We start from the raw sequence: 16,956 nt of genomic DNA, 5'->3' as shown, positions 1-16,956 counted from the left end.
ACCACCGGATACACCGGCTTTTCGTAGGAGCGAGCTTGCTCGCGAACGGCCCCGCTGCGGAGTCTGTTCGCGAGCAAGCTCGCTCCTACAAGGACGTGCCGGAGTTTCAGAGCACCTCCGCCGCCACCGCGTCCACCGCGGCCTTGGCGATGCCCACCACCTCGTCCGCCTCGGCGCGGGTCAGCACCAGCGGCGGGGCGAAGCCGAGGATGTCGCCGTGGGGCATGGCGCGGGCGATCATGCCGCGTTCCAGGCACGCCGCCGAGACCTTCGGGCCGACCTTCAGCGCCGCGTCGAAAGGCGTGCGCGCCTCGCGGTCGGCCATGAACTCCAGCGCCGCCAGCATGCCGTCGCCGCGCACCTCGCCCACCAGCGGGTGGCCCTCGAAGGCCTGGCGCAGCTGCTGGTTGAGGTAGCTGCCGACGTCCGCCGCGTTGGCGGTGATGTTCTCGCGCTCGAGGATGTCCAGGTTGGCCAGGGCCGCCGCCGCGCAGATGGGGTGGCCGGAGTAGGTCCAGCCATGGCCCATGGCGCCTTCGCGGGTGGAGGCGCTGTCGATCACGTCCCAGACTTTCTCGCCGACGATCACCGCCGACAGCGGCGCGTAGGCGCTGGTCAGGCCCTTGGCGGTGGTGATCAGGTCCGGGCGCATGCCGTAGCGCTGGCTGCCCATCTTGTCGCCCAGGCGGCCGAAGGCGCAGACCACCTCGTCGGCGATCAGCAGCACGTCGTACTTCGCCAGCACCACCTGGATCGCCGCCCAGTAGCCCTGGGGCGGGACGATGATGCCGCCGGTGCCCATCAGCGGTTCGCCGATGAAGGCCGCCACGGTGTCCGGGCCTTCGGCGAGGATCAGGTTCTCCAGCTCCTCGGCGCAGTGGCGCACGAAGGCCGCTTCGTCCATGCCCGCCGGGGCCTTGTAGAAGTGCGGGCAGAGGGTGTGCTTGACGCCTTCCACCGGCAGGTCGAAGTGCTGGTGGAAGCTGGCCAGGCCGGTGAGGCTGCCGGTGACGATGCCCGAGCCGTGGTAGCCGCGCTGGCGCGAGATGATCTTTTTCTTCTGCGGGCGGCCCAGCACGTTGTTGTAGTAGCGCACCAGCTTGACCTGGGTCTCGTTGGCGTCGGAGCCGGAGAGGCCGTAGTAGACCTTCTTCATGCCCGCCGGCGCCCAGTCGCGGATGATCCGCGCGGACAGCTCGATGATCGCCTCCGAGGAATGGCCGACGTAGGTGTGGTAGTAGGCCAGCTGCCTGGCCTGCTCATGGATGGCGTCGGCCACTTCGGTACGGCCGTAGCCGATGTTCACGCAGTACAGCCCGGCGAAGGCGTCCAGCAGCTCGCGGCCCTGGTGGTCGCGGATGCGCACGCCCGAGGCGCCGGTGATGATGCGCCCGGGCAGGGCGCCGCTGGCGTGGTCGTGGGCGTGGGTGGAGGGGTGCATGAAGTGCGCACGGTCCTGTTCGAACAGCTTGGCGTAGTCGGTCATGGCGGTGTTCTCCTCAGATGGCGCCGTGGTGCAGGCAGAAGTACTTGGTCTCGACGAAGGGCTCGAAGCCCTCGCTGCCGCCCTCGCGGCCCAGGCCCGAGGCCTTCATGCCGCCGAAGGGGATGGGGTGGCCGGTGAACCGGGCGCCGTTCACCGCGACCATGGCGAATTCCAGGCGGCGCATCAGCGGCCACACCTGGTCGAGGCGCTGCCCACAAATGTAGGCCGCCAGGCCGTATTCGCTATCGTTGGCCAGCTCGACGGCCTGCTCCAGGTCGTCGTAGGCCGTCACCCCGGCGATGGGGGCGAAGTTTTCCTCGCGCCAGATGCGCATGGCCGGGGTGACGTCGGCTAGCAACGTGGGCTGGTGGAACCAGCCGCCCAGGGCATGGGGTTCGCCGCCGGCCAGCAGGCGCGCGCCGCTGTCGATGGCCTCGCGCACCCGCTCGCAGGTGGCGTCGAAGGCCGCCTGGTGCATCAGCGGGCCTATGTCGCTGCGCTCGTCGCTGGCCGGGCCCACGCGTAGGGCGCGTACGGCGCTGGCGAAGCGCTGCAGGAAGGGTTCGTAGAGCTCGCGGGCGACGAGGATGCGGTTGGCCGCGCAGCAGTCCTGGCCGGAGGTCTGGAACTTGGCGTCGACGGCGAATTTCACCGCCTGCTCCAGGTCGGCGTCGGGCAGCACGATGAAGGGCGCGTTGCCGCCCAGTTCCAGCGCCACTTTCTTCACGTCCTGGGCGGCGGCCTGCAGCACCAGCTTGCCGACGCGGGTGGAGCCGGTGAAGCTGACCGCGCGCACGCGGCTGTCGCGCACCAGGGTCTCCATGGCCATCTGCGGCTCGCCCAGCACCACGTTGAAGGTGCCGGCGGGCAGCCCGGCCTCCTCGGCCAGCTGGGCCAGGGCGAAGGCCGAGTAGGGCGTCTCGTGGGCCGGCTTGACCACCACGCTGCAGCCGGCGGCCAGGGCGGCGGCGGCCTTGCGGGTGATCATCGCCGCGGGGAAGTTCCAGGGGGTGAGCAGCACGGCCACGCCCACCGGTTCCATCACCGTGCCCAGGTGGGCGCCGGGGATGTGGCTGGGGATGTTGCGCCCGTCCAGGCGCCGGGCCTGCTCGGCGAACCAGGGGATGAAACTGGCGGCGTAGTCGATCTCGCCACGCGCCTCGGCCAGGGGCTTGCCCTGTTCCAGGGAGAGGATCTGCGCGAGGTCCTCGCGGTGCTGGCGGATCAGCTCGGCCCAGCGCAGCAGGGGCGCGGCGCGCTGGTCCAGGGAGAGCTTGCGCCAGGCCGGGAAGGCCGCGGCGGCGGCGTCCACCGCGGCGACTATCTGCTCGCGCTCGAGCAGCGGCACGTGGCCGATGACTTCGCGGTTGGCCGGGTTCTCCACGGCGATGCTGGCGCCGCTGGCGCTGTGCAGCCACTGGCCGTTGACGTAGCACAGCGACTTGAAGAGCAGGGGATGGGCGTAGGACATGACGGCGTCTCCTCGCAGGTGGCATGGGGACCATCCTAGGGGGAGCGCCGTGGCGGTTTTTTCCTAAGGCCGGGGCGGCGGCGGCAATTCTTTCCGCAGATGCGCCGCGGGCTTCACGTTTTTCGCCCGCCTCAGCAGGCGCTGGCGGAGCGCCGGCCCAGGCCCTGGAGGATGGCGCGCAGCAGCACGCCGTAGAGCGGCACGAAGAGGATCAGCATGACCGCCAGCTTGACGCCGTAGTCCACCGTGGCGATTTCCACCCAGTGCTGCGCCATGAAGGGGTTGTCGCTGCGCCAGAAGGCGATGGAGAAGAAGGTGAAGGTGTCCAGCAGGTTGCCGAACAGGGTCGACACCACCGGGGCGATCCACCACTGGCGCAGCCGGCGCAGGCGGTCGAACACCTGGATGTCGAGGAACTGGCCGAGCGCGTAGGCCAGGAAGCTGGCCAGGGCGATGCGCCCGACGAAGGTGTTGAACTCGCCCAGCGCGGCGAAGCCGCGGTAGCCGCCGTCCTGGAACAGCACCGAGACCACGTAGGAGGCCAGCAGCGCCGGCCCCATCACCCGGGCGATGACGCGCCGCGCCGGGCTCTTGCCGAGCAGGCGCACGGTGAGGTCGGTGGCCAGGAAGATGAACGGGAAGCTGAACGCGCCCCAGGTGGTCTGCCAGCCGAACAGGGTCATGGGCAGTTGCACCAGGTAGTTGCTGGCGATGATCACGAGGAGGTGGAAGACGACCAGGCCGGCCAATGCGCCGCGCCGAGCCGCCGGGGAAAGCGCCGACATGCTGGATCCTTTTTCGTCGATGGGGTGAGGGAACCCATGCCCGGCCCTGTGCCGAGCGGGGCGCATTCTATAGGAGATTGAACCTGGAGTCAGGTTTTTTGGGTGTTTTTTGTGCAGTGGGGTGGGGTTATTGTGGGGGCAAGGTTGCTCGCGAAGGGTGCCCACTGGCGGCTTCGGTGTAATGGCTTGACTCCGCTCCCTCTCCCCAGCCCTCTCCCTGAAGGGAGAGGGGGCTAGTCCGTGCCGAGAGAAGGAATGGTTTCAGCCGGAAACCTTCGGCGTCGCCGGCTGACTCCAGAACACCAACGTCTGCCCAACGGTCCCCTCTCCCTTCAGGGAGAGGGTTAGGGAGAGGGCGTTCTTTGGAACCCTGCCAATCTCCTCCGGTGGAACACCATTCGCGAGCAAGCTCGCTCCTACGAAAAGAAAGACAGCGCAGCGCGGCATCAAACGCCCTCCAGCGCCTCCGCCGGCACGGCCGCATCCAGCGTCTTGATCACCTTGGTGACGATGTAGGTGAAGTAGCGCTCGATCCCCAGGTCCTCCAGCAGCAGCTGGTCGATGAAGCGCTGGTAGTGGTCGACGTCGCGGGCCTGGACCATGGCGATGTAGTCCACCCCGCCGCCGGTGGCGTAGCAGAAGCCCACCTCCGGCGCCTGCTGCAGGCGCTGTTCGATGCGGCGCATGTCCTGGGCGGTGTGGCGGCCCAGGGTGATTTCCACCAGCACCTGCTGCTGGCGGAACAGCGCCGGCCAGTCGATCTGCGCGCGGTAGCCCTTGATCAGGCCGGCCTCCTCCAGCTTGCGCACGCGCTCCCAGGCCGGGCTGACCGAGAGGTTGATGGCCTCGGCCAGGCTCGACTTGGTGATGCGCCCGTCGCCGGCGAGGATGCGCAGGATTTTCAGGTCGTAGCGGTCGAGCTTGATCATCGCCACCTCCGGCGCCGCGGCGCGCGCATCAGCCCAGGACCTCGGCGACCACCGCCAGGGTGTCGCCGCTCTGCACCAGGCCGGGGAAGTGCCGGGCGGCGAGGATGCCGCCGCGCTTGGCCCGGTACTCCACCGGCGCGGCGCCGGTGCGCAGCACGTCGTGCACCCGCGCCAGCACCTCGCCGCGCTCCACGCGCTCGCCCAGGTCGCGGCACATCTCCAGCAGGCCCTGGTGCTCGCTGGCGACGAAGCAGTCGCCGTCGGGCATGTCGAGCATCACCGAGTCCGCGTGCTCGACCTCGCCACGCAGGATGCCGGCCTGCACCAGCACGTTGCGCACGCCACGGCGGGCGATGGCCACGCTGCGCGCGGTGCTGCTGCCGCCGCCGCCCAGCTCGGTGGTGACGAACAGCTTGCCCTGTTCCTCGGCGGCGCTGTCGTACATGCCCACCGCGTCCAGTTCCAGCATGCGCATGGCGTAGGGCGCGGCGAAGGCGCGCATCAGCGCCTCGCTGGCTTCCTGCTGGGCCTTGTCCGGCAGCACGTGGCAGGCGGCGAAGGGCAGGAAGTCGAGGGTGCGGCCGCCGGAGTGGATGTCCAGCACCAGGTCGGCCAGCGGCAGCAGGGTGCGCTGGAAATAGTCGGCGATCTTCTGCGTCACCGTGCCGTCCGGGCGGCCGGGGAAGCTGCGGTTGAGGTTGCCGGCGTCGATCGGCGAAGTGCGCTTGCCGGCGAGGAAGGCCGGGGTGTTCATGAAGGGCACGATGATCACCCGGCCGCGGATGTCCTCGGCGCGCAGTTCCTGGGCCAGGCGGCTGAGCGCCACCGGGCCTTCGTATTCGTCGCCATGGTTGCCGCCGGTGAGCAGCGCGGTGGGCCCCGCGCCGTTCTTCACCACGCAAATGGGGATCATCACCGCGCCCCAGGCCGAGTCGTCCCGCGAGTAGGGCAGCTTGAGGTGGCCGTGCTGCACGCCGTCGCGCGCGAAGTCGACGCTGGTGGCGATGGGGTTGTCGCGCAGCCCTTTATCGAGTGGCAGTGTCATCGCTTCACTCCTTCACGAACAGCTGGCGCGGGTAGTCGCAGAAGGTCTGCACGCCAGTGTCGGTGATCAGGATGCTTTCGGTGATCTCCAGGCCCCAGTCGTCCATCCACAGGCCGGGCATGAAGTGGAAGGTCATGCCCGGTTGCAGCACGCTTTCGTCGCTGGGGCGCAGGCTCATGGTGCGTTCGCCCCAGTCCGGCGGGTAGCTGATGCCGATGGGGTAGCCGCAGCGGCTGTCCTTGTGGATGCCGAACTTCTGCAGCACGGCGAAGAAGGCGCGGGCGATGTCGCCGGTGGTGTTGCCCGGTTTGGCCGCCTCCAGGCCGGCGGCGATGCCTTCGACCACGGCCTTTTCCGCGTCGAGGAAATGCTGCGGCGGCTTGCCCAGGTAGAGGGTGCGCGACAGCGGGCAGTGGTAGCGCTTGTAGCAGCCGGCGATTTCGAAGAAGGTGCCGGCGCCGCGCTGGAAGGGCGTGTCGTCCCAGGTCAGGTGTGGCGCGCTGGCGTCGGCGCCGGTGGGCAGCAGCGGGACGATGGCCGGGTAGTCGCCGCCATGGCCGTCGGCGCCGAGGATGCCGGTGCTGTAGATCTGCGCCACCAGTTCGTTCTTGCGCATGCCCGGTTCGATGCGCTCGAGGATGTGCGCGTGCATCTTCTCGACGATGCGCGCGGCGATGCGCATGTACTCGATCTCCCGCGGCGATTTCACCGCGCGCTGCCAGTTGACCAGCGCGGTGGCGTCGACGAAGCGCGCCTGCGGCAGGTTGGCCTGCAGCGAACGGAAGGCGGCGGCGCTGAAGTAGTAGTTGTCCATCTCCACGCCGATGGCCAGGGCCTGCCAGCCGCGCGCGGCGATCACCTCGCGGGCCAGGTAGTCCATGGGGTGGCGCTCGCTGGACTGCACGTAGTGGTCCGGGTAGCCGACGATGTCGTCGGCGCCCATGAACACCGTGCGGCGCGCGCCGTTGGCGTCCTGGCCGCGGCCGAACCACACGGGGTCGCCGTCCAGCGCCAGCAGCACGCACTGGTGCACGTAGAAGGACCAGCCGTCGTAGCCGGTGAGCCAGGCCATGTTCGACGGGTCGCTGACCAGCAGCAGCTCGATGCCGCGCTGCTGCATGCTGGCGCGGACCTTGGCCAGGCGCTGGGCGTATTCCTCCCTCGCGAAGGGGAGGTTGACGACGATTTCGGGCATGCGGAAATCCTCTGGATGAGTGGTGTCACGGGGGCTCTTGTAGGAGCGAGCTTGCTCGCGAATCCGCCCAGCGCCGGCGCGGCCGAAGAATCTGTTCGCGAGCAAGCTCGCTCCTACAGGTGTTTGTCCGGTATGAAGCGGTCAGCTGTGGAACTTGAACCCCTTGCCCATGCGCTGCGCGCGCTGGAAGGCCAGGCCGGCGATGGCGGTGTCCTGGGCGCCGGTGCCGGTGAGGTCGCAGAGGGTCACGTCCCGGGCGCCGCGGCGGCCCGGGCGCTGCCCGGCGATGACCTGGCCGAGCTCGGCGAAGTCGGCGCCCGCCGCCACCGCGCCGGCCTCGATGGCGTGGTGCAGCTCGCCCAGCACGCGGGTCTGGCTCAGGCGGTCGGCGACGTAGCAGTCCAGCGCCGCCAGCGCCTCGGCGGCGATCTCGTTCTTGTGCTCGGCGTCCGAGCCCATGGCGGTGATGTGCAGGCCCGGGCGCAGGTGGCGCTTCTCGATCAGCGGCTCGCGGCTGGGCGTGGTGGTGATGGCGATGTCGGCGCCTTCCAGGGCCTCGTCGACGCTGGCGCAGGCGGTGACCGGAATGCCCAGTGCGCTGCTCAGTTCCGCGGCGCACTGGCGCGCCTTGGCCGCATCGCGGGCCCAGAGGCTGGCACGCTCGATCGGCCGCACCAGGCACAGCGCCTTGAGCTGCAGGCGCGCCTGCTCGCCGGCGCCGAGGATGGCCACCTGGCGGGCGTCCTCGCGGGCCAGCCATCTGGCCGCCACGGCGCCGGCGCAGGCGGTGCGCACGGCGGTGAGGTAGCCGTTGTCCAGCAGCAGGGCATCGAGCAGGCCGGTGTGGGCCGACAGCAGCATCATCATGCCGTTGAGGCTGGGCAGGCCGAGCTTCGGGTTGTCGAAGAAGCCCGGGCTGACCTTGATGGCGAAGCGCGGCAGGCCGGGCAGGTAGGCGGTCTTCACGTCCACCTCGCCGTTGTGCTCGGGGATGTCCAGGCGCAGGATCGGCGGCATCGCCACCGCCGCCGTGGCCAGCAGGCGGAAGGCCTGCTCGACGGCGTCGAGGCTTTCGGGGTCCAGCGCCACGCAGGCGCGCAGGTCGGCTTCGCTGAGCAGGGTGACGTCAGCCATGCGGGGTGTCCTCGATGATGCGTTGGTGTTGTTCGATGGCGATGTTGCGGCCGCTGACGACCACCACCACCGGCCCTTCGGCGGCGATGCGGCCTTCCAGCAGCGCTGCGATGCCCACCGCCGCGGCGCCTTCCACCACCTGGCGCTCCTCGCGGTAGGCATGGCGGATGCCGGCGGCGATGGCTTCCTCGCCGAGCAGGTGCAGCTCGTCGCAGTAGGCGCGGGCGAGTTCGAAGGTGTAGCGGTTGTCCAGGCCGATGCCGCCGCCGAGGGAGTCGGCGAGGGTCGGCAGCTCTTCCACCTCGACCGGGTGGCCGGCTTCCAGGCTGGCGGCCATGGCGGCGCCGCGGGCCATGCTGATGCCGTGCAGGCGGATCGACGGGTCGGCGGTTTTCAAGGCCAGGGCCACGCCGCCGAACAGCCCGCCGCCGGACAGCGGCACCAGCACCTGGCGCACCTGCGGCAGCTGTTCGAGGATTTCCAGGCCCAGGGTGCCCTGGCCGGCGATGATCTGCGGATGATCGAAGGGTGGCAGCAGGGCGACGCCCTGCTCGCGGGAAATGCGCTCGGCCTCGGCCTGGGCGTCGTCCTGGCTGTCGCCGACGATGCGCACCTCGGCGCCCAGGGCGCGGATGGCCTCGACCTTGTTCGCCGGCACCAGGCGCGACAGGCAGATGCTGGCTGGCACGCCGAGCACGCGGGCGGCATGGGCAAGGGCGCGGCCATGGTTGCCGGTGGAGGCGGCGACCACCCCGCGGGCCTTCTGCGCGTCGTCCAGCTGGGCGATGGCGTTGCTGGCGCCGCGCAGCTTGAAGCTGCCGGTGGCCTGCTGCGACTCCAGCTTCAGGTACACCGGCGCGCCGAGCAGGGCCGACAGGCTGGACGAGTGCTCCAGCGGGGTCTGCCGCACCAGGCCGCGGATGCGCTGGCGGGCGCGGTACAGCTCGATCAGGGGGATCTCGTTGGCCATGGCGGCCTCCCGACAATGCAGTCGGGCCGAGTGTATGAGCGGGAAATTGTCGCGTTGAATGTACTAGGACGATGTCGTGGAGATTGTCATTCGGCGTGGTAATGGACGATGGGTATCGCTGCGCCGGCGTTTGTCCCACACCTGTAGGAGCGGGCCCTGCCCGCGATTCGCGCGCAGGGCGCGCTCCTACAAGGGGAAGGGGCGTCGGTGGGTCGTTCAGAAATCGTGGATCTTCGGGTATTGGCCGAACAGCTCGCGCATGTCGTCCAGGGCCTGGGCCATGCGTTCGTCGCTGCACTCGGCGCCCATGCACAGGCGCACCGCGCGCGGGCGCGGGGTGCCGCGGACCATGAAGGGGTCCGGCGAGGTCACGGCGATGTGCCGGTGGCGCAGTTCGCGCACCAGGCTGTCCAGCTCCCAGTGCTCGGGAATGCCGATCCAGCAGCTCAGGGCCTGCGGCGCATGGCCCAGCAGGTGCTCGGCGAAGCGCTCGGCCACCAGCGCCTGGCGCGCCGCCAACAGGCGGCGCTGGCGTTCCACCAGGGCCTGGGCGTTGCCGTTGTGGATCCAGCGGGTGGCCACTTCGGCCAGCAGCGGCGCGGCCATCCAGCTGTTCACCCGCAGGATGCTCTCGGTGCGCAGGGCCAGGCGCCGCGGCACCACCAGGTAGCCGATGCGCAGGCCGGTGAGCACGCTCTTGGTGAAGCTGGTGCAGTAGAACGACAGGTCCGGCAGGTAGTGGCTCAGGGGCGGCGCGCGGCGCTCGCCCAGCAGCGGGCCGTAGACGTCGTCCTCGATGACGTAGACGCCGAAGCGCTGGGCGATGGCGGCGATCTCCCGGCGCCGCGCGTCGCTCATCAGGCTGGAGGTGGGGTTGTTCAGGTTGGGCGTGCACACCAGCGCGGTGACCCGCTCGTTGGCGCAGAGGTCCTCGAAGTGCTCCGGGTCGATACCCTCGCGGTCGATCTCCACGCCCTTCAGGGTGAAGCCGAGCACCTGGGAATTGCCGATCACGCCGTGGTCGGTGAGCTGCTCGCAGAGCACCACGTCGTCGGGCCCGGCCAGGGAGGCGAGGGCGAGGAAGATGGCGTGGGCGGCGCCGTTGGTGATCAGCAGGTCGTCGCGCTCGCAGCGCAGGCCCTGCTGCGCCAGCCATTGCGCCGCCGCCTCGCGGTGGCTGTCGAAGCCGGCGATCGGCCGGCAGGCGCGCATCCACGGCTGGTCCGCTTCCTGGGCCAACTGGCGGCAGGTGTCCTGCCACAGGCGATCGTGGTCGTCGGTGTGTACGATGCTGGCGATGGAGAAGTCCACCAGGGCGCGCTCCGGGTGGTCGAGCATGTAGCGCGACACGCCCTCGGTCATGCGCCGCGAGACGAAGCTGCCGCGGCCCACCTCGCAGCGCACCAGGCCCTGGCGCTCCAGTTCCTTGTAGGCGTTGGTCACCGTCTGCACGCTGATGCCCAGGCCGTCGGCCACCTGGCGTTGCGGCGGCAGGCGCTGGCCGTCGTGCAGGCGGCCCTGCTCGATTTCCGCGGCGATGGCCTGGACCAGTGTCTTGTACTTGGATTCGCCGACCCGCAGGCCGGCCAGCGCCTGGCGCCAGCTTTGCATGATGGGCATTCCCCTTCGGTCTCCGGCACAGGGTGATGGATCAGGGCATTTCCATGGATTGTCCTAGTGCAATTCCGGTGCTGGGAAGCCTTTTGTATGCTCGGGCCGACCAGCCGGTCATGCCGCCGTCCGCCGCGGCGCAAGGCCGGCGCAGAAAAAAGCCGCGGATGGGGCGCTCGCGACAGGGCGTTTTTTCCGCCGCGACGGCGCCGATCGGGAACAGCCGCAAGGCCGGACGGCTTAGTCTGCAACGCAACGAATGCCCTGCGTCGGGGCAGTACTTCGGAAGGCCCGCCCGGCGGGTCCCACATAACAACAACAGTCGCACGACATCGCTACCTGCCATCCACCGCCGCGCCCCAACACCACAACAAGGCCGGCACGAGAAGATCAGGAGATCCGAAGATGAGTACCGCCCCCCTTTCCCTGCGTCGCCTGAACCTGGCCTGCGCCCTGCTGGCGGGCCTTGCGGCCAGTTTCGCCAGCCAGGCCGAGACCACCCTGGAACGCATCCAGAGCACCGGCACGGTGCGCATCGGCTACGCCAACGAGGCCCCCTTCGCCTACACCGAGACCTCCGGCAAGGTCACCGGCGAGTCGCCGGAGATCGCCACCAAGGTGTTCGCCGCCATGGGCGTGAAGAAGGTCGAGCCGGTGCTCACCGAGTGGGGCGCGCTGATCCCCGGGCTGCGCGCCGGGCGCTTCGACGTGATCGCCGCCGGCATGTACATCACCCCGCCGCGCTGCCAGCAGGTGATCTTCACCGACCCGCACTACCAGATCCCCGATACCCTGCTGGTGAAGAAGGGCAACCCGAAGAACCTGCACAGCTACGCCGACGTGGCGAAGAACCCGGACGTGCGCCTGGCGATCATGTCCGGCACCGCCGAGCTGGGCTACGCCCGCGCCGAGGGGGTGAGCGACGAGCAGATCGTCCAGGTCCCGGACACCACCGCGCAGCTGCAGGCGGTGCGCGCCGGCCGCGCCGACGCCAGCGTCGGCACCGCGCTGACCATGAAGGGCCTGGCGGCCAAGGGCGGCGACGGCGTCGAGGCCATCGCCGACTTCAAGGACGACCCGGCCCACATCGGCTACGGCGCCCTGGCCTTCCGCCCGGAGGACAAGGACCTGCGCGACGCGGTGAACCAGCAACTGAAGAAGTGGCTGGGCAGCGACGAGCACCTGCAGACGGTCAAGCCGTTCGGCTTCGACAAGTCCAACCTGACCGACAAGAGCGCCGCCGAGCTCTGCAAACAGTGACCGCAGGGGGCCCCGCCCCCTCGGCCGTTCCGTCGAACCTGTCGATACGGGATGCGCAACATGGGTGAATTGCTTCCGCTGCTGCTGGAGGGCGCCTGGGTCACCGTCCAGGTCACCTTCTTCGGCTCGCTGCTGGCCGTGGCCCTGGCCATAGTCGCCGCGCTCGGCCGCCTGGCGCCCTGGCCGGCGGTACGCTGGCTGGCCATCGGCTACATCGAGCTGTTCCGCGGCACCTCGCTGCTGGTGCAGCTGTTCTGGCTGTTCTTCGTACTGCCGCTGCCGCCGTTCAACCTGGAACTGGGCGCCTACACGGTGGCCATCCTCGGCCTGGGCCTGCACATCGGCGCCTATGGCGCGGAGGTGATGCGCGGGGCCATCGGCTCGGTGCCCAAGGGGCAGTACGAGGCGGCGCTGGCGCTGAACATGACGCCGTTCACGCGCTTTCGCCGGATCATCCTGCCGCAGGCGCTGCTGTGCGCCATACCGCCGGGCACCAACCTGCTGATCGAACTGCTGAAGAACACCTCGCTGGTGTCGCTGATCACCCTCTCGGACCTGACCTTCCGCGCCCGCCAGCTGGACCAGGCGACCTTCGAGACGCTGAAGATCTTCACCCTGACCCTGGTGCTGTACTTCGCCATGGCCCAGGCCATCGTCTTCCTCATGCGCCGCCTGGAACGCCGGCTGGGGCATGGGCGCATCCGGGGAGGCCTGTGATGAAGCTGTTCGACTGGCAATTCGCCTGGCAGATCCTGCCACAGCTGCTGCACGCCTCGCTCAAGACCATCGGCATCACCCTGGTCGGCTTCGCCCTGGCGGTGGTCTTCGGCCTGCTCTTCGCCCTGGCCCGGCGCAGCCGGCACTTCTGGCTGTCGTGGCCGGCGGCCTGGCTGATCGAGTTCATCCGCAGCACGCCGCTGCTGATCCAGGTGTACTTCCTGTTCTACGTGCTGCCCAGCTACGGGCTGAACATGACCTCGCTGGTGGCCGGCACCCTGGGCATCGCCCTGCACTACGCCTGCTACACCGCCGAGGTCTACCGCGCCGGCCTGGAGTCGGTGCCGCGCGGGCAGTGGGAGGCGGTCACGGCGCTGAACTTCTCGCCGTGGCGGGCCTACCGCCAGGTGATCCTGCCCCAGGCCATCCGCCCGGTGCTGCCGGCCCTGGGCAACTACCTGATCGCCATGTTCAAGGACACCCCGGTGCTCTCGGCGATCACCGTGGTGGAAATCATGCAGCAGGCCAAGAACATCGGTTCCGACAGCTTCCGCTACCTGGAGCCGATCACCCTGGTCGGGGTGTTCTTCCTGCTCATCAGCATCAGCCTGGCGGGCGTGGTCCGCCAGGTGGAAAAACGCACGGCACTGCCATGAAAGCGCCCACCGGAGGAAACCCCATGACCGTCCTGTCCATGACCACCCGGCCGCTGGCCGACGAGGCCCCGCGGGCACAGACCGCCCAGCCGATGGTACGCTTCCGCGACGTGTGCAAGAGCTACGGCAGCTTCACCGTGCTGAACCACCTGGACCTGGAGGTGGGCGCCAACGAGAAGGTCGCCATCATCGGCCCCAGCGGCTCCGGCAAGTCGACCCTGCTGCGCGCCCTGATGACCCTGGAGGGCATCGACAGCGGGGTGATCGAGGTGGACGGCGACCCGCTCACCCACCAGTTGCGCAACGGCGAGCCGGTGCGCGCCTCGGAGGCCCACGTGCGCCGCGTGCGCGGCAAGATCGGCATGGTGTTCCAGAGCTTCAACCTGTTCCCCCACATGAGCGCCCTGAAGAACGTGATGGAAGCGCCGGTGCAGGTGCTGGGCATGCGCCGCGACGAGGCCCGCGAGCGCGCGGTGGAGCTGCTGGAGCTGGTCGGCCTGGGCAACAAGCTGGAGCACTACCCCTCGCAGCTCTCCGGCGGCCAGCAGCAGCGCGTGGCCATCGCCCGCGCCCTGGCCATGCGGCCGAAGGTGATGCTGTTCGACGAGGTGACCTCGGCGCTGGACCCGGAGCTGTGCGGCGAGGTGCTCAACGTGGTGCGCCGGCTCGGCACCGAGCACAACCTGACCATGCTGATGGTCACCCACCAGATGGGCTTCGCCCGCGAGTTCGCCGACCGGGTGTGCTTCTTCCACCAGGGCAACATCCTGGAGCAGGGCACCCCGGAACAGCTGTTCGGGCACCCGCAGCACGAGCGGACGCGGTGTTTCCTCAGTGCGGTGAACGAGGCGAGTTGATGGGGTGGTTTTTGTAGGAGCGAGGGGGCGCCTAGCTCTTGCTCGCGAACAGGGCTCAACTGTGATGTCAGTGTGTTGGCTCAGCTCCGCTCCCTCTCCCCAGCCCTCGGCTGCGCGCCCCGCCCTGAAGGGAGAGGGGGCTTGTCCGTGCCGAGAAAAGGAATGGTTTCAGCCGGCAGTCCCTGTGCTAGCCGGCTGACTCCAGAACATCAGCGTCTGCCCAACGGTCCCCTCTCCCTTCAGGGAGAGGGTTAGGGAGAGGGCGTTCTTTGGCCCCCTGCCAATTCCTGCCGACGGAACACCCTTCGCGAGCAAGCTCGCTCCTACGAAAAGCCGAGCCCCCCTGTAGGAGCGCGCCCTGCGCGCGATTTCGCGGGCCAGGCCCGCGGTATCAGAACCGATACTCCGCACTGACCAACAGATTGCGCGGCTCGCCGTAGTAGCCGCCGTAGAAGGTGGTATCCAGCGCGCTCAGGTACTTCTTGTCGAACAGGTTGTTGACGTTGAGCGTCGTCGACAGCTGCTCGCTGAGCTGGTAGCGCGCCATCAGGTCGACCACCGTGTACTGCTCCTGCCTGGCCTTGACCGTCTTGCCCAGGTCCCAGGGCGTGTCGGTGAAGTGGATGCCGCTCTGCCAGTTGGCGCCGCCGCCGACGGTCAGGCGGTTCCAGGCGCCGGGCAGGCGGTAGGTGGTCCACAGCTTGAACATCTCCGCCGGCGCCACCGTGTTGATGCGCTCGCCCTCGGCGTCCTTGGTGACGCTGTGGCTGTAGCTGGCGGTGAGGTTCCAGCCCGGCGCCAGCTCGCCGCCGGCCTCCAGGTCGAAGCCCTTGGTCCTGGCGCCCTGCACGGCGCGGTAGGCGGGTTCGTCGAGGGTGCCCACGACGATCTGCCCGGGGTCGGCCTCGGCCAGGTTGTCCTGCTTGATCTCGTAGTAGGCGATGCTGGTGTTCAGGCGGCCGTCGAAGAACTCGCTCTTCAGGCCCACTTCGTAGTTGTCGCCTTCGCGCGGGTCCAGCGGCCGGCCGCTGCGGTCGCGCTCGCTCTGCGGGCGGAAGATGCTGGTGTAGCTGGCGTACACCGAATGCTGCTCGCTGAGGTCGTAGACCACGCCGGCGTAGGGCGTCACCTGGCCGCTCTCGCGCATGCGCGTGGTGCTGCTGAAGTCGGCGAAGGCGGGCACCACGTAGTCCAGCGAGTAGCTGTACTTGTAGTCGCTGGCGCGGGCGCCGAGGATCACCGACAGGGCGTCGGTGGGGCGCAGGCGGGTGGCCAGGTAGACGCCCTGCTGGTAGATCAGGGTGTCGTTGTCCATCAGCGGGCCCTCGGACACCGGGCGCGGCGTGCGGTTGTCCCAGGTGTAGATGTTCACTTCGCGGCCTTCGAGGTCGTCGAGGTCGGGGTCGTTGTGGTCCTCGTACTTCGACCAGCTGTAGCCGAGCACCAGTTCGTGCTCGCGGCCCAGCAACTGGAACGGCCCCTTGGCCATCAGGTCGACGCCGGTCTGCTTCTGCCAGCCGCTGCCGTCGCCGCCGTACAGGCGCAGGCCGTCGCCGGTCACTTTGTCCGGGTAGCCCCAACTGGCCGAGGCCAGGGACAGGTCGCGGGTGCTGTAGAGCTGGTTGAGCGCGAGTTTCAGCGACCAGTCGCCGGCCAGGCGCTGCTCCAGGGTGTAGAAGGTGCTCAGGGTGTCCTGGTCGCGGTGGCTCCAGCGCGAGGCCGGGTTGAAGGAGCGGGAGAAGTCGGTCTGGCTGCCGTCGCTGTAGAAGATCGGGAAGCTGCCGTAGGAAACGCCGCGCGGCGCGTACTTCTGGTAGTCGACGCCGAAGGTGAGCAGGGTGCTGTCGCTCAGGTCGGCCTCGAGGATGCCGTAGTAGACCTGCTTTTCCTGCTGGTAGTGGTCGACGTAGCTGTTGTTCTGCTGGTAGGCGATGACACTGCGCCCGCGCAGCCGGCCGTTGTCGGTCAGCGGCCCGGAGACGTCCGCCTCGGTGCGGTACAGGTCCCAGGAGCCGAGGCCGGCGCTGACGTAGCCCTGGAACTCGGCGGTGGGTTTCTTGCGCACCAGGTTGACCGTGCCGGAAGGGTCGCCGGCGCCGGTCATCAGCCCGCTGGCGCCGCGCAGCACTTCCACCCGGTCGTAGATGGCCATGTCCGACAGGCTCTGCGGCGTGGCGGTGGTGCTGGGGATCAGGGTGGTGGGCACGCCGTCGTACTGGAAGCTGTCCACCGTGTAGCCGCGCGACCAGATGTTGAAGCGCTCGCTGTCGTAGTGCTGCACCGAGACGCCGGGGGTCTGCTCCAGCACGTCGGTGAGGCTGTGCAGGCCCTGGTCGGCGATGCGCTGGCGGGTCATCACGCTCACCGTCTGCGGCGTCTCGCGCAGGGACAGGCCGAGGCCAGTGGCGGTGCTGCTGGCGCCTGTGGTGTAGGCGCGGGTGGCCTCGCTGGGCGCGTCGGGGGCGAACTCCGAGACCACGGTATCGTCCATCTTCAGCGCCGCATCAGGCCGTGGAGCCAGGGTGTAGCTGCCGTCGGCCTGGCGCTCGGCCTGCAAGCCGGTGCCTTCGAGCAGGCGGCCCAGGGCGGTTTCCACCGGGTAGCTGCCCTGCAGCCCCGGGCTGCGCTTGCCGGCGGTGAGGTTGGCGTCCACCGAGAGCAACACCCCGGCCTGGCTGGCGAAGCGGTTCAGGGCCTGGTCCAGGCCGCCGGCGGGAATGGCGTACTGCTGCTGCGCCTCGGCCGCCCAGGCCGGCGGGCAGAGCAGCGGGGTGACGGCCAGCGCGGCGGCGAAGGTGCCGGGGCGCAGGGCGGCGGCCAGGCGGGCGAGGGGCATTCTG

14 protein-coding genes are annotated in these 16,956 nt (G+C 69.2%); 4 read left to right on the top strand and 10 right to left on the bottom strand.

Annotated features, from left to right (window positions below; all coding sequences use genetic code 11):
* Nucleotides 1–106: 106 nt before the first annotated feature.
* The 9 genes from DK254_RS05295 to DK254_RS05250 all read right to left on the bottom strand — a co-directional run bounded on the left by DK254_RS05295 (nt 107) and on the right by DK254_RS05250 (nt 10,626).
* Nucleotides 107–1,486 (bottom strand): aspartate aminotransferase family protein, encoded by a 1,380-nt coding sequence (locus DK254_RS05295; protein ID WP_109932778.1) that lies wholly within the window; start codon nt 1,484–1,486, stop codon nt 107–109.
* A gap of 13 nt (nt 1,487–1,499) precedes the next feature.
* Nucleotides 1,500–2,957 carry an NAD-dependent succinate-semialdehyde dehydrogenase gene (locus DK254_RS05290; protein WP_109932776.1) on the bottom strand — a complete coding sequence of 486 codons (1,458 nt, stop codon included), beginning with the start codon at nt 2,955–2,957 and terminating at the stop codon, nt 1,500–1,502.
* Between the two features lie 131 nt (nt 2,958–3,088).
* Nucleotides 3,089–3,742: a 7-cyano-7-deazaguanine/7-aminomethyl-7-deazaguanine transporter gene (locus DK254_RS05285; RefSeq protein ID WP_089392591.1), complete on the bottom strand. Its 654-nt coding sequence runs from the start codon at nt 3,740–3,742 to the stop codon at nt 3,089–3,091.
* A 446-nt stretch (nt 3,743–4,188) separates the two neighbouring features.
* Entirely contained in the window at nt 4,189–4,671 is a 483-nt protein-coding gene (locus DK254_RS05275) for an Lrp/AsnC family transcriptional regulator (RefSeq protein WP_109932772.1), read from the bottom strand.
* Nucleotides 4,672–4,699: 28 nt separating this feature from the next.
* On the bottom strand, nt 4,700–5,716 hold the full coding sequence (gene doeB / locus DK254_RS05270) for a N(2)-acetyl-L-2,4-diaminobutanoate deacetylase DoeB (protein ID WP_109932770.1): 1,017 nt from the start codon (nt 5,714–5,716) through the stop codon (nt 4,700–4,702).
* Between the two features lie 4 nt (nt 5,717–5,720).
* Entirely contained in the window at nt 5,721–6,911 is a 1,191-nt protein-coding gene (gene doeA / locus DK254_RS05265; protein ID WP_109932768.1) for an ectoine hydrolase DoeA, read from the bottom strand.
* Between the two features lie 141 nt (nt 6,912–7,052).
* Nucleotides 7,053–8,045, bottom strand: coding sequence for a cyclodeaminase (locus DK254_RS05260; RefSeq protein WP_109932766.1), 993 nt, complete (start codon nt 8,043–8,045; stop codon nt 7,053–7,055).
* Nucleotides 8,038–9,015, bottom strand: a complete 978-nt coding sequence (gene eutB, locus DK254_RS05255) for a hydroxyectoine utilization dehydratase EutB (RefSeq protein WP_109932764.1) — start codon at nt 9,013–9,015, stop codon at nt 8,038–8,040. Before eutB ends, DK254_RS05260 begins: the two co-directional genes overlap by 8 nt.
* A 216-nt stretch (nt 9,016–9,231) precedes the next feature.
* Nucleotides 9,232–10,626, bottom strand: a complete 1,395-nt coding sequence (locus DK254_RS05250) for a PLP-dependent aminotransferase family protein (protein ID WP_109933010.1) — start codon at nt 10,624–10,626, stop codon at nt 9,232–9,234.
* 405 nt (nt 10,627–11,031) lie between these two features.
* Here DK254_RS05250 and ehuB point away from each other — a divergent pair, with 405 nt between their 5' ends.
* The 4 genes from ehuB to ehuA are packed head-to-tail and all read left to right on the top strand — an operon-like array spanning nt 11,032 to nt 14,116.
* Nucleotides 11,032–11,886, top strand: a complete 855-nt coding sequence (ehuB, locus tag DK254_RS05245; protein WP_089392584.1) for an ectoine/hydroxyectoine ABC transporter substrate-binding protein EhuB — start codon at nt 11,032–11,034, stop codon at nt 11,884–11,886.
* 60 nt (nt 11,887–11,946) lie between these two features.
* Nucleotides 11,947–12,603 (top strand): ectoine/hydroxyectoine ABC transporter permease subunit EhuC, encoded by a 657-nt coding sequence (ehuC, locus tag DK254_RS05240; protein ID WP_009614465.1) that lies wholly within the window; start codon nt 11,947–11,949, stop codon nt 12,601–12,603.
* On the top strand, nt 12,603–13,259 hold the full coding sequence (gene ehuD / locus DK254_RS05235) for an ectoine/hydroxyectoine ABC transporter permease subunit EhuD (protein WP_009614464.1): 657 nt from the start codon (nt 12,603–12,605) through the stop codon (nt 13,257–13,259). The genes ehuC and ehuD overlap by 1 nt, the downstream gene beginning before the upstream one ends.
* A gap of 23 nt (nt 13,260–13,282) precedes the next feature.
* The gene (ehuA, locus tag DK254_RS05230) at nt 13,283–14,116 is read left to right on the top strand and encodes an ectoine/hydroxyectoine ABC transporter ATP-binding protein EhuA (RefSeq protein WP_109932762.1); all 834 of its coding nucleotides are present in this window, start codon (nt 13,283–13,285) and stop codon (nt 14,114–14,116) included.
* Nucleotides 14,117–14,507: 391 nt separating this feature from the next.
* On the opposite strand, the gene DK254_RS05225 is transcribed toward ehuA, so the two are convergent.
* Nucleotides 14,508–16,952 carry a TonB-dependent siderophore receptor gene (locus DK254_RS05225; protein ID WP_218281402.1) on the bottom strand — a complete coding sequence of 815 codons (2,445 nt, stop codon included), beginning with the start codon at nt 16,950–16,952 and terminating at the stop codon, nt 14,508–14,510.
* Between the last annotated feature and the right edge of the window lie 4 nt (nt 16,953–16,956).

This window comes from Pseudomonas sp. RW407 (genome assembly GCF_003176655.1).
GTDB classification, from domain to species: Bacteria; Pseudomonadota; Gammaproteobacteria; order Pseudomonadales; family Pseudomonadaceae; genus Pseudomonas; species Pseudomonas delhiensis.
The sequence above is the reverse complement of the archived record's forward strand: the minus strand, read 5'-3'. Positions and strand labels throughout refer to the sequence as shown.

What these genes read in the sequence shown, in the direction of transcription:
- ehuC (WP_009614465.1), top strand. Translation starts at nt 11,947, where the DNA reads ATGGGTGAATTGCTTCCGCTGCTGCTGGAGGGCGCCTGGGTCACCGTC.
- DK254_RS05260 (WP_109932766.1), bottom strand. Translation starts at nt 8,045, where the DNA reads ATGGCTGACGTCACCCTGCTCAGCGAAGCCGACCTGCGCGCCTGCGTG.
- DK254_RS05285 (WP_089392591.1), bottom strand. Translation starts at nt 3,742, where the DNA reads ATGTCGGCGCTTTCCCCGGCGGCTCGGCGCGGCGCATTGGCCGGCCTG.
- ehuA (WP_109932762.1), top strand. Translation starts at nt 13,283, where the DNA reads ATGACCGTCCTGTCCATGACCACCCGGCCGCTGGCCGACGAGGCCCCG.
- DK254_RS05225 (WP_218281402.1), bottom strand. Translation starts at nt 16,952, where the DNA reads ATGCCCCTCGCCCGCCTGGCCGCCGCCCTGCGCCCCGGCACCTTCGCC.
- DK254_RS05250 (WP_109933010.1), bottom strand. Translation starts at nt 10,626, where the DNA reads ATGCAAAGCTGGCGCCAGGCGCTGGCCGGCCTGCGGGTCGGCGAATCC.
- ehuB (WP_089392584.1), top strand. Translation starts at nt 11,032, where the DNA reads ATGAGTACCGCCCCCCTTTCCCTGCGTCGCCTGAACCTGGCCTGCGCC.
- doeB (WP_109932770.1), bottom strand. Translation starts at nt 5,716, where the DNA reads ATGACACTGCCACTCGATAAAGGGCTGCGCGACAACCCCATCGCCACC.
- DK254_RS05275 (WP_109932772.1), bottom strand. Translation starts at nt 4,671, where the DNA reads ATGATCAAGCTCGACCGCTACGACCTGAAAATCCTGCGCATCCTCGCC.
- ehuD (WP_009614464.1), top strand. Translation starts at nt 12,603, where the DNA reads ATGAAGCTGTTCGACTGGCAATTCGCCTGGCAGATCCTGCCACAGCTG.
- DK254_RS05290 (WP_109932776.1), bottom strand. Translation starts at nt 2,957, where the DNA reads ATGTCCTACGCCCATCCCCTGCTCTTCAAGTCGCTGTGCTACGTCAAC.
- doeA (WP_109932768.1), bottom strand. Translation starts at nt 6,911, where the DNA reads ATGCCCGAAATCGTCGTCAACCTCCCCTTCGCGAGGGAGGAATACGCC.
- DK254_RS05295 (WP_109932778.1), bottom strand. Translation starts at nt 1,486, where the DNA reads ATGACCGACTACGCCAAGCTGTTCGAACAGGACCGTGCGCACTTCATG.
- eutB (WP_109932764.1), bottom strand. Translation starts at nt 9,015, where the DNA reads ATGGCCAACGAGATCCCCCTGATCGAGCTGTACCGCGCCCGCCAGCGC.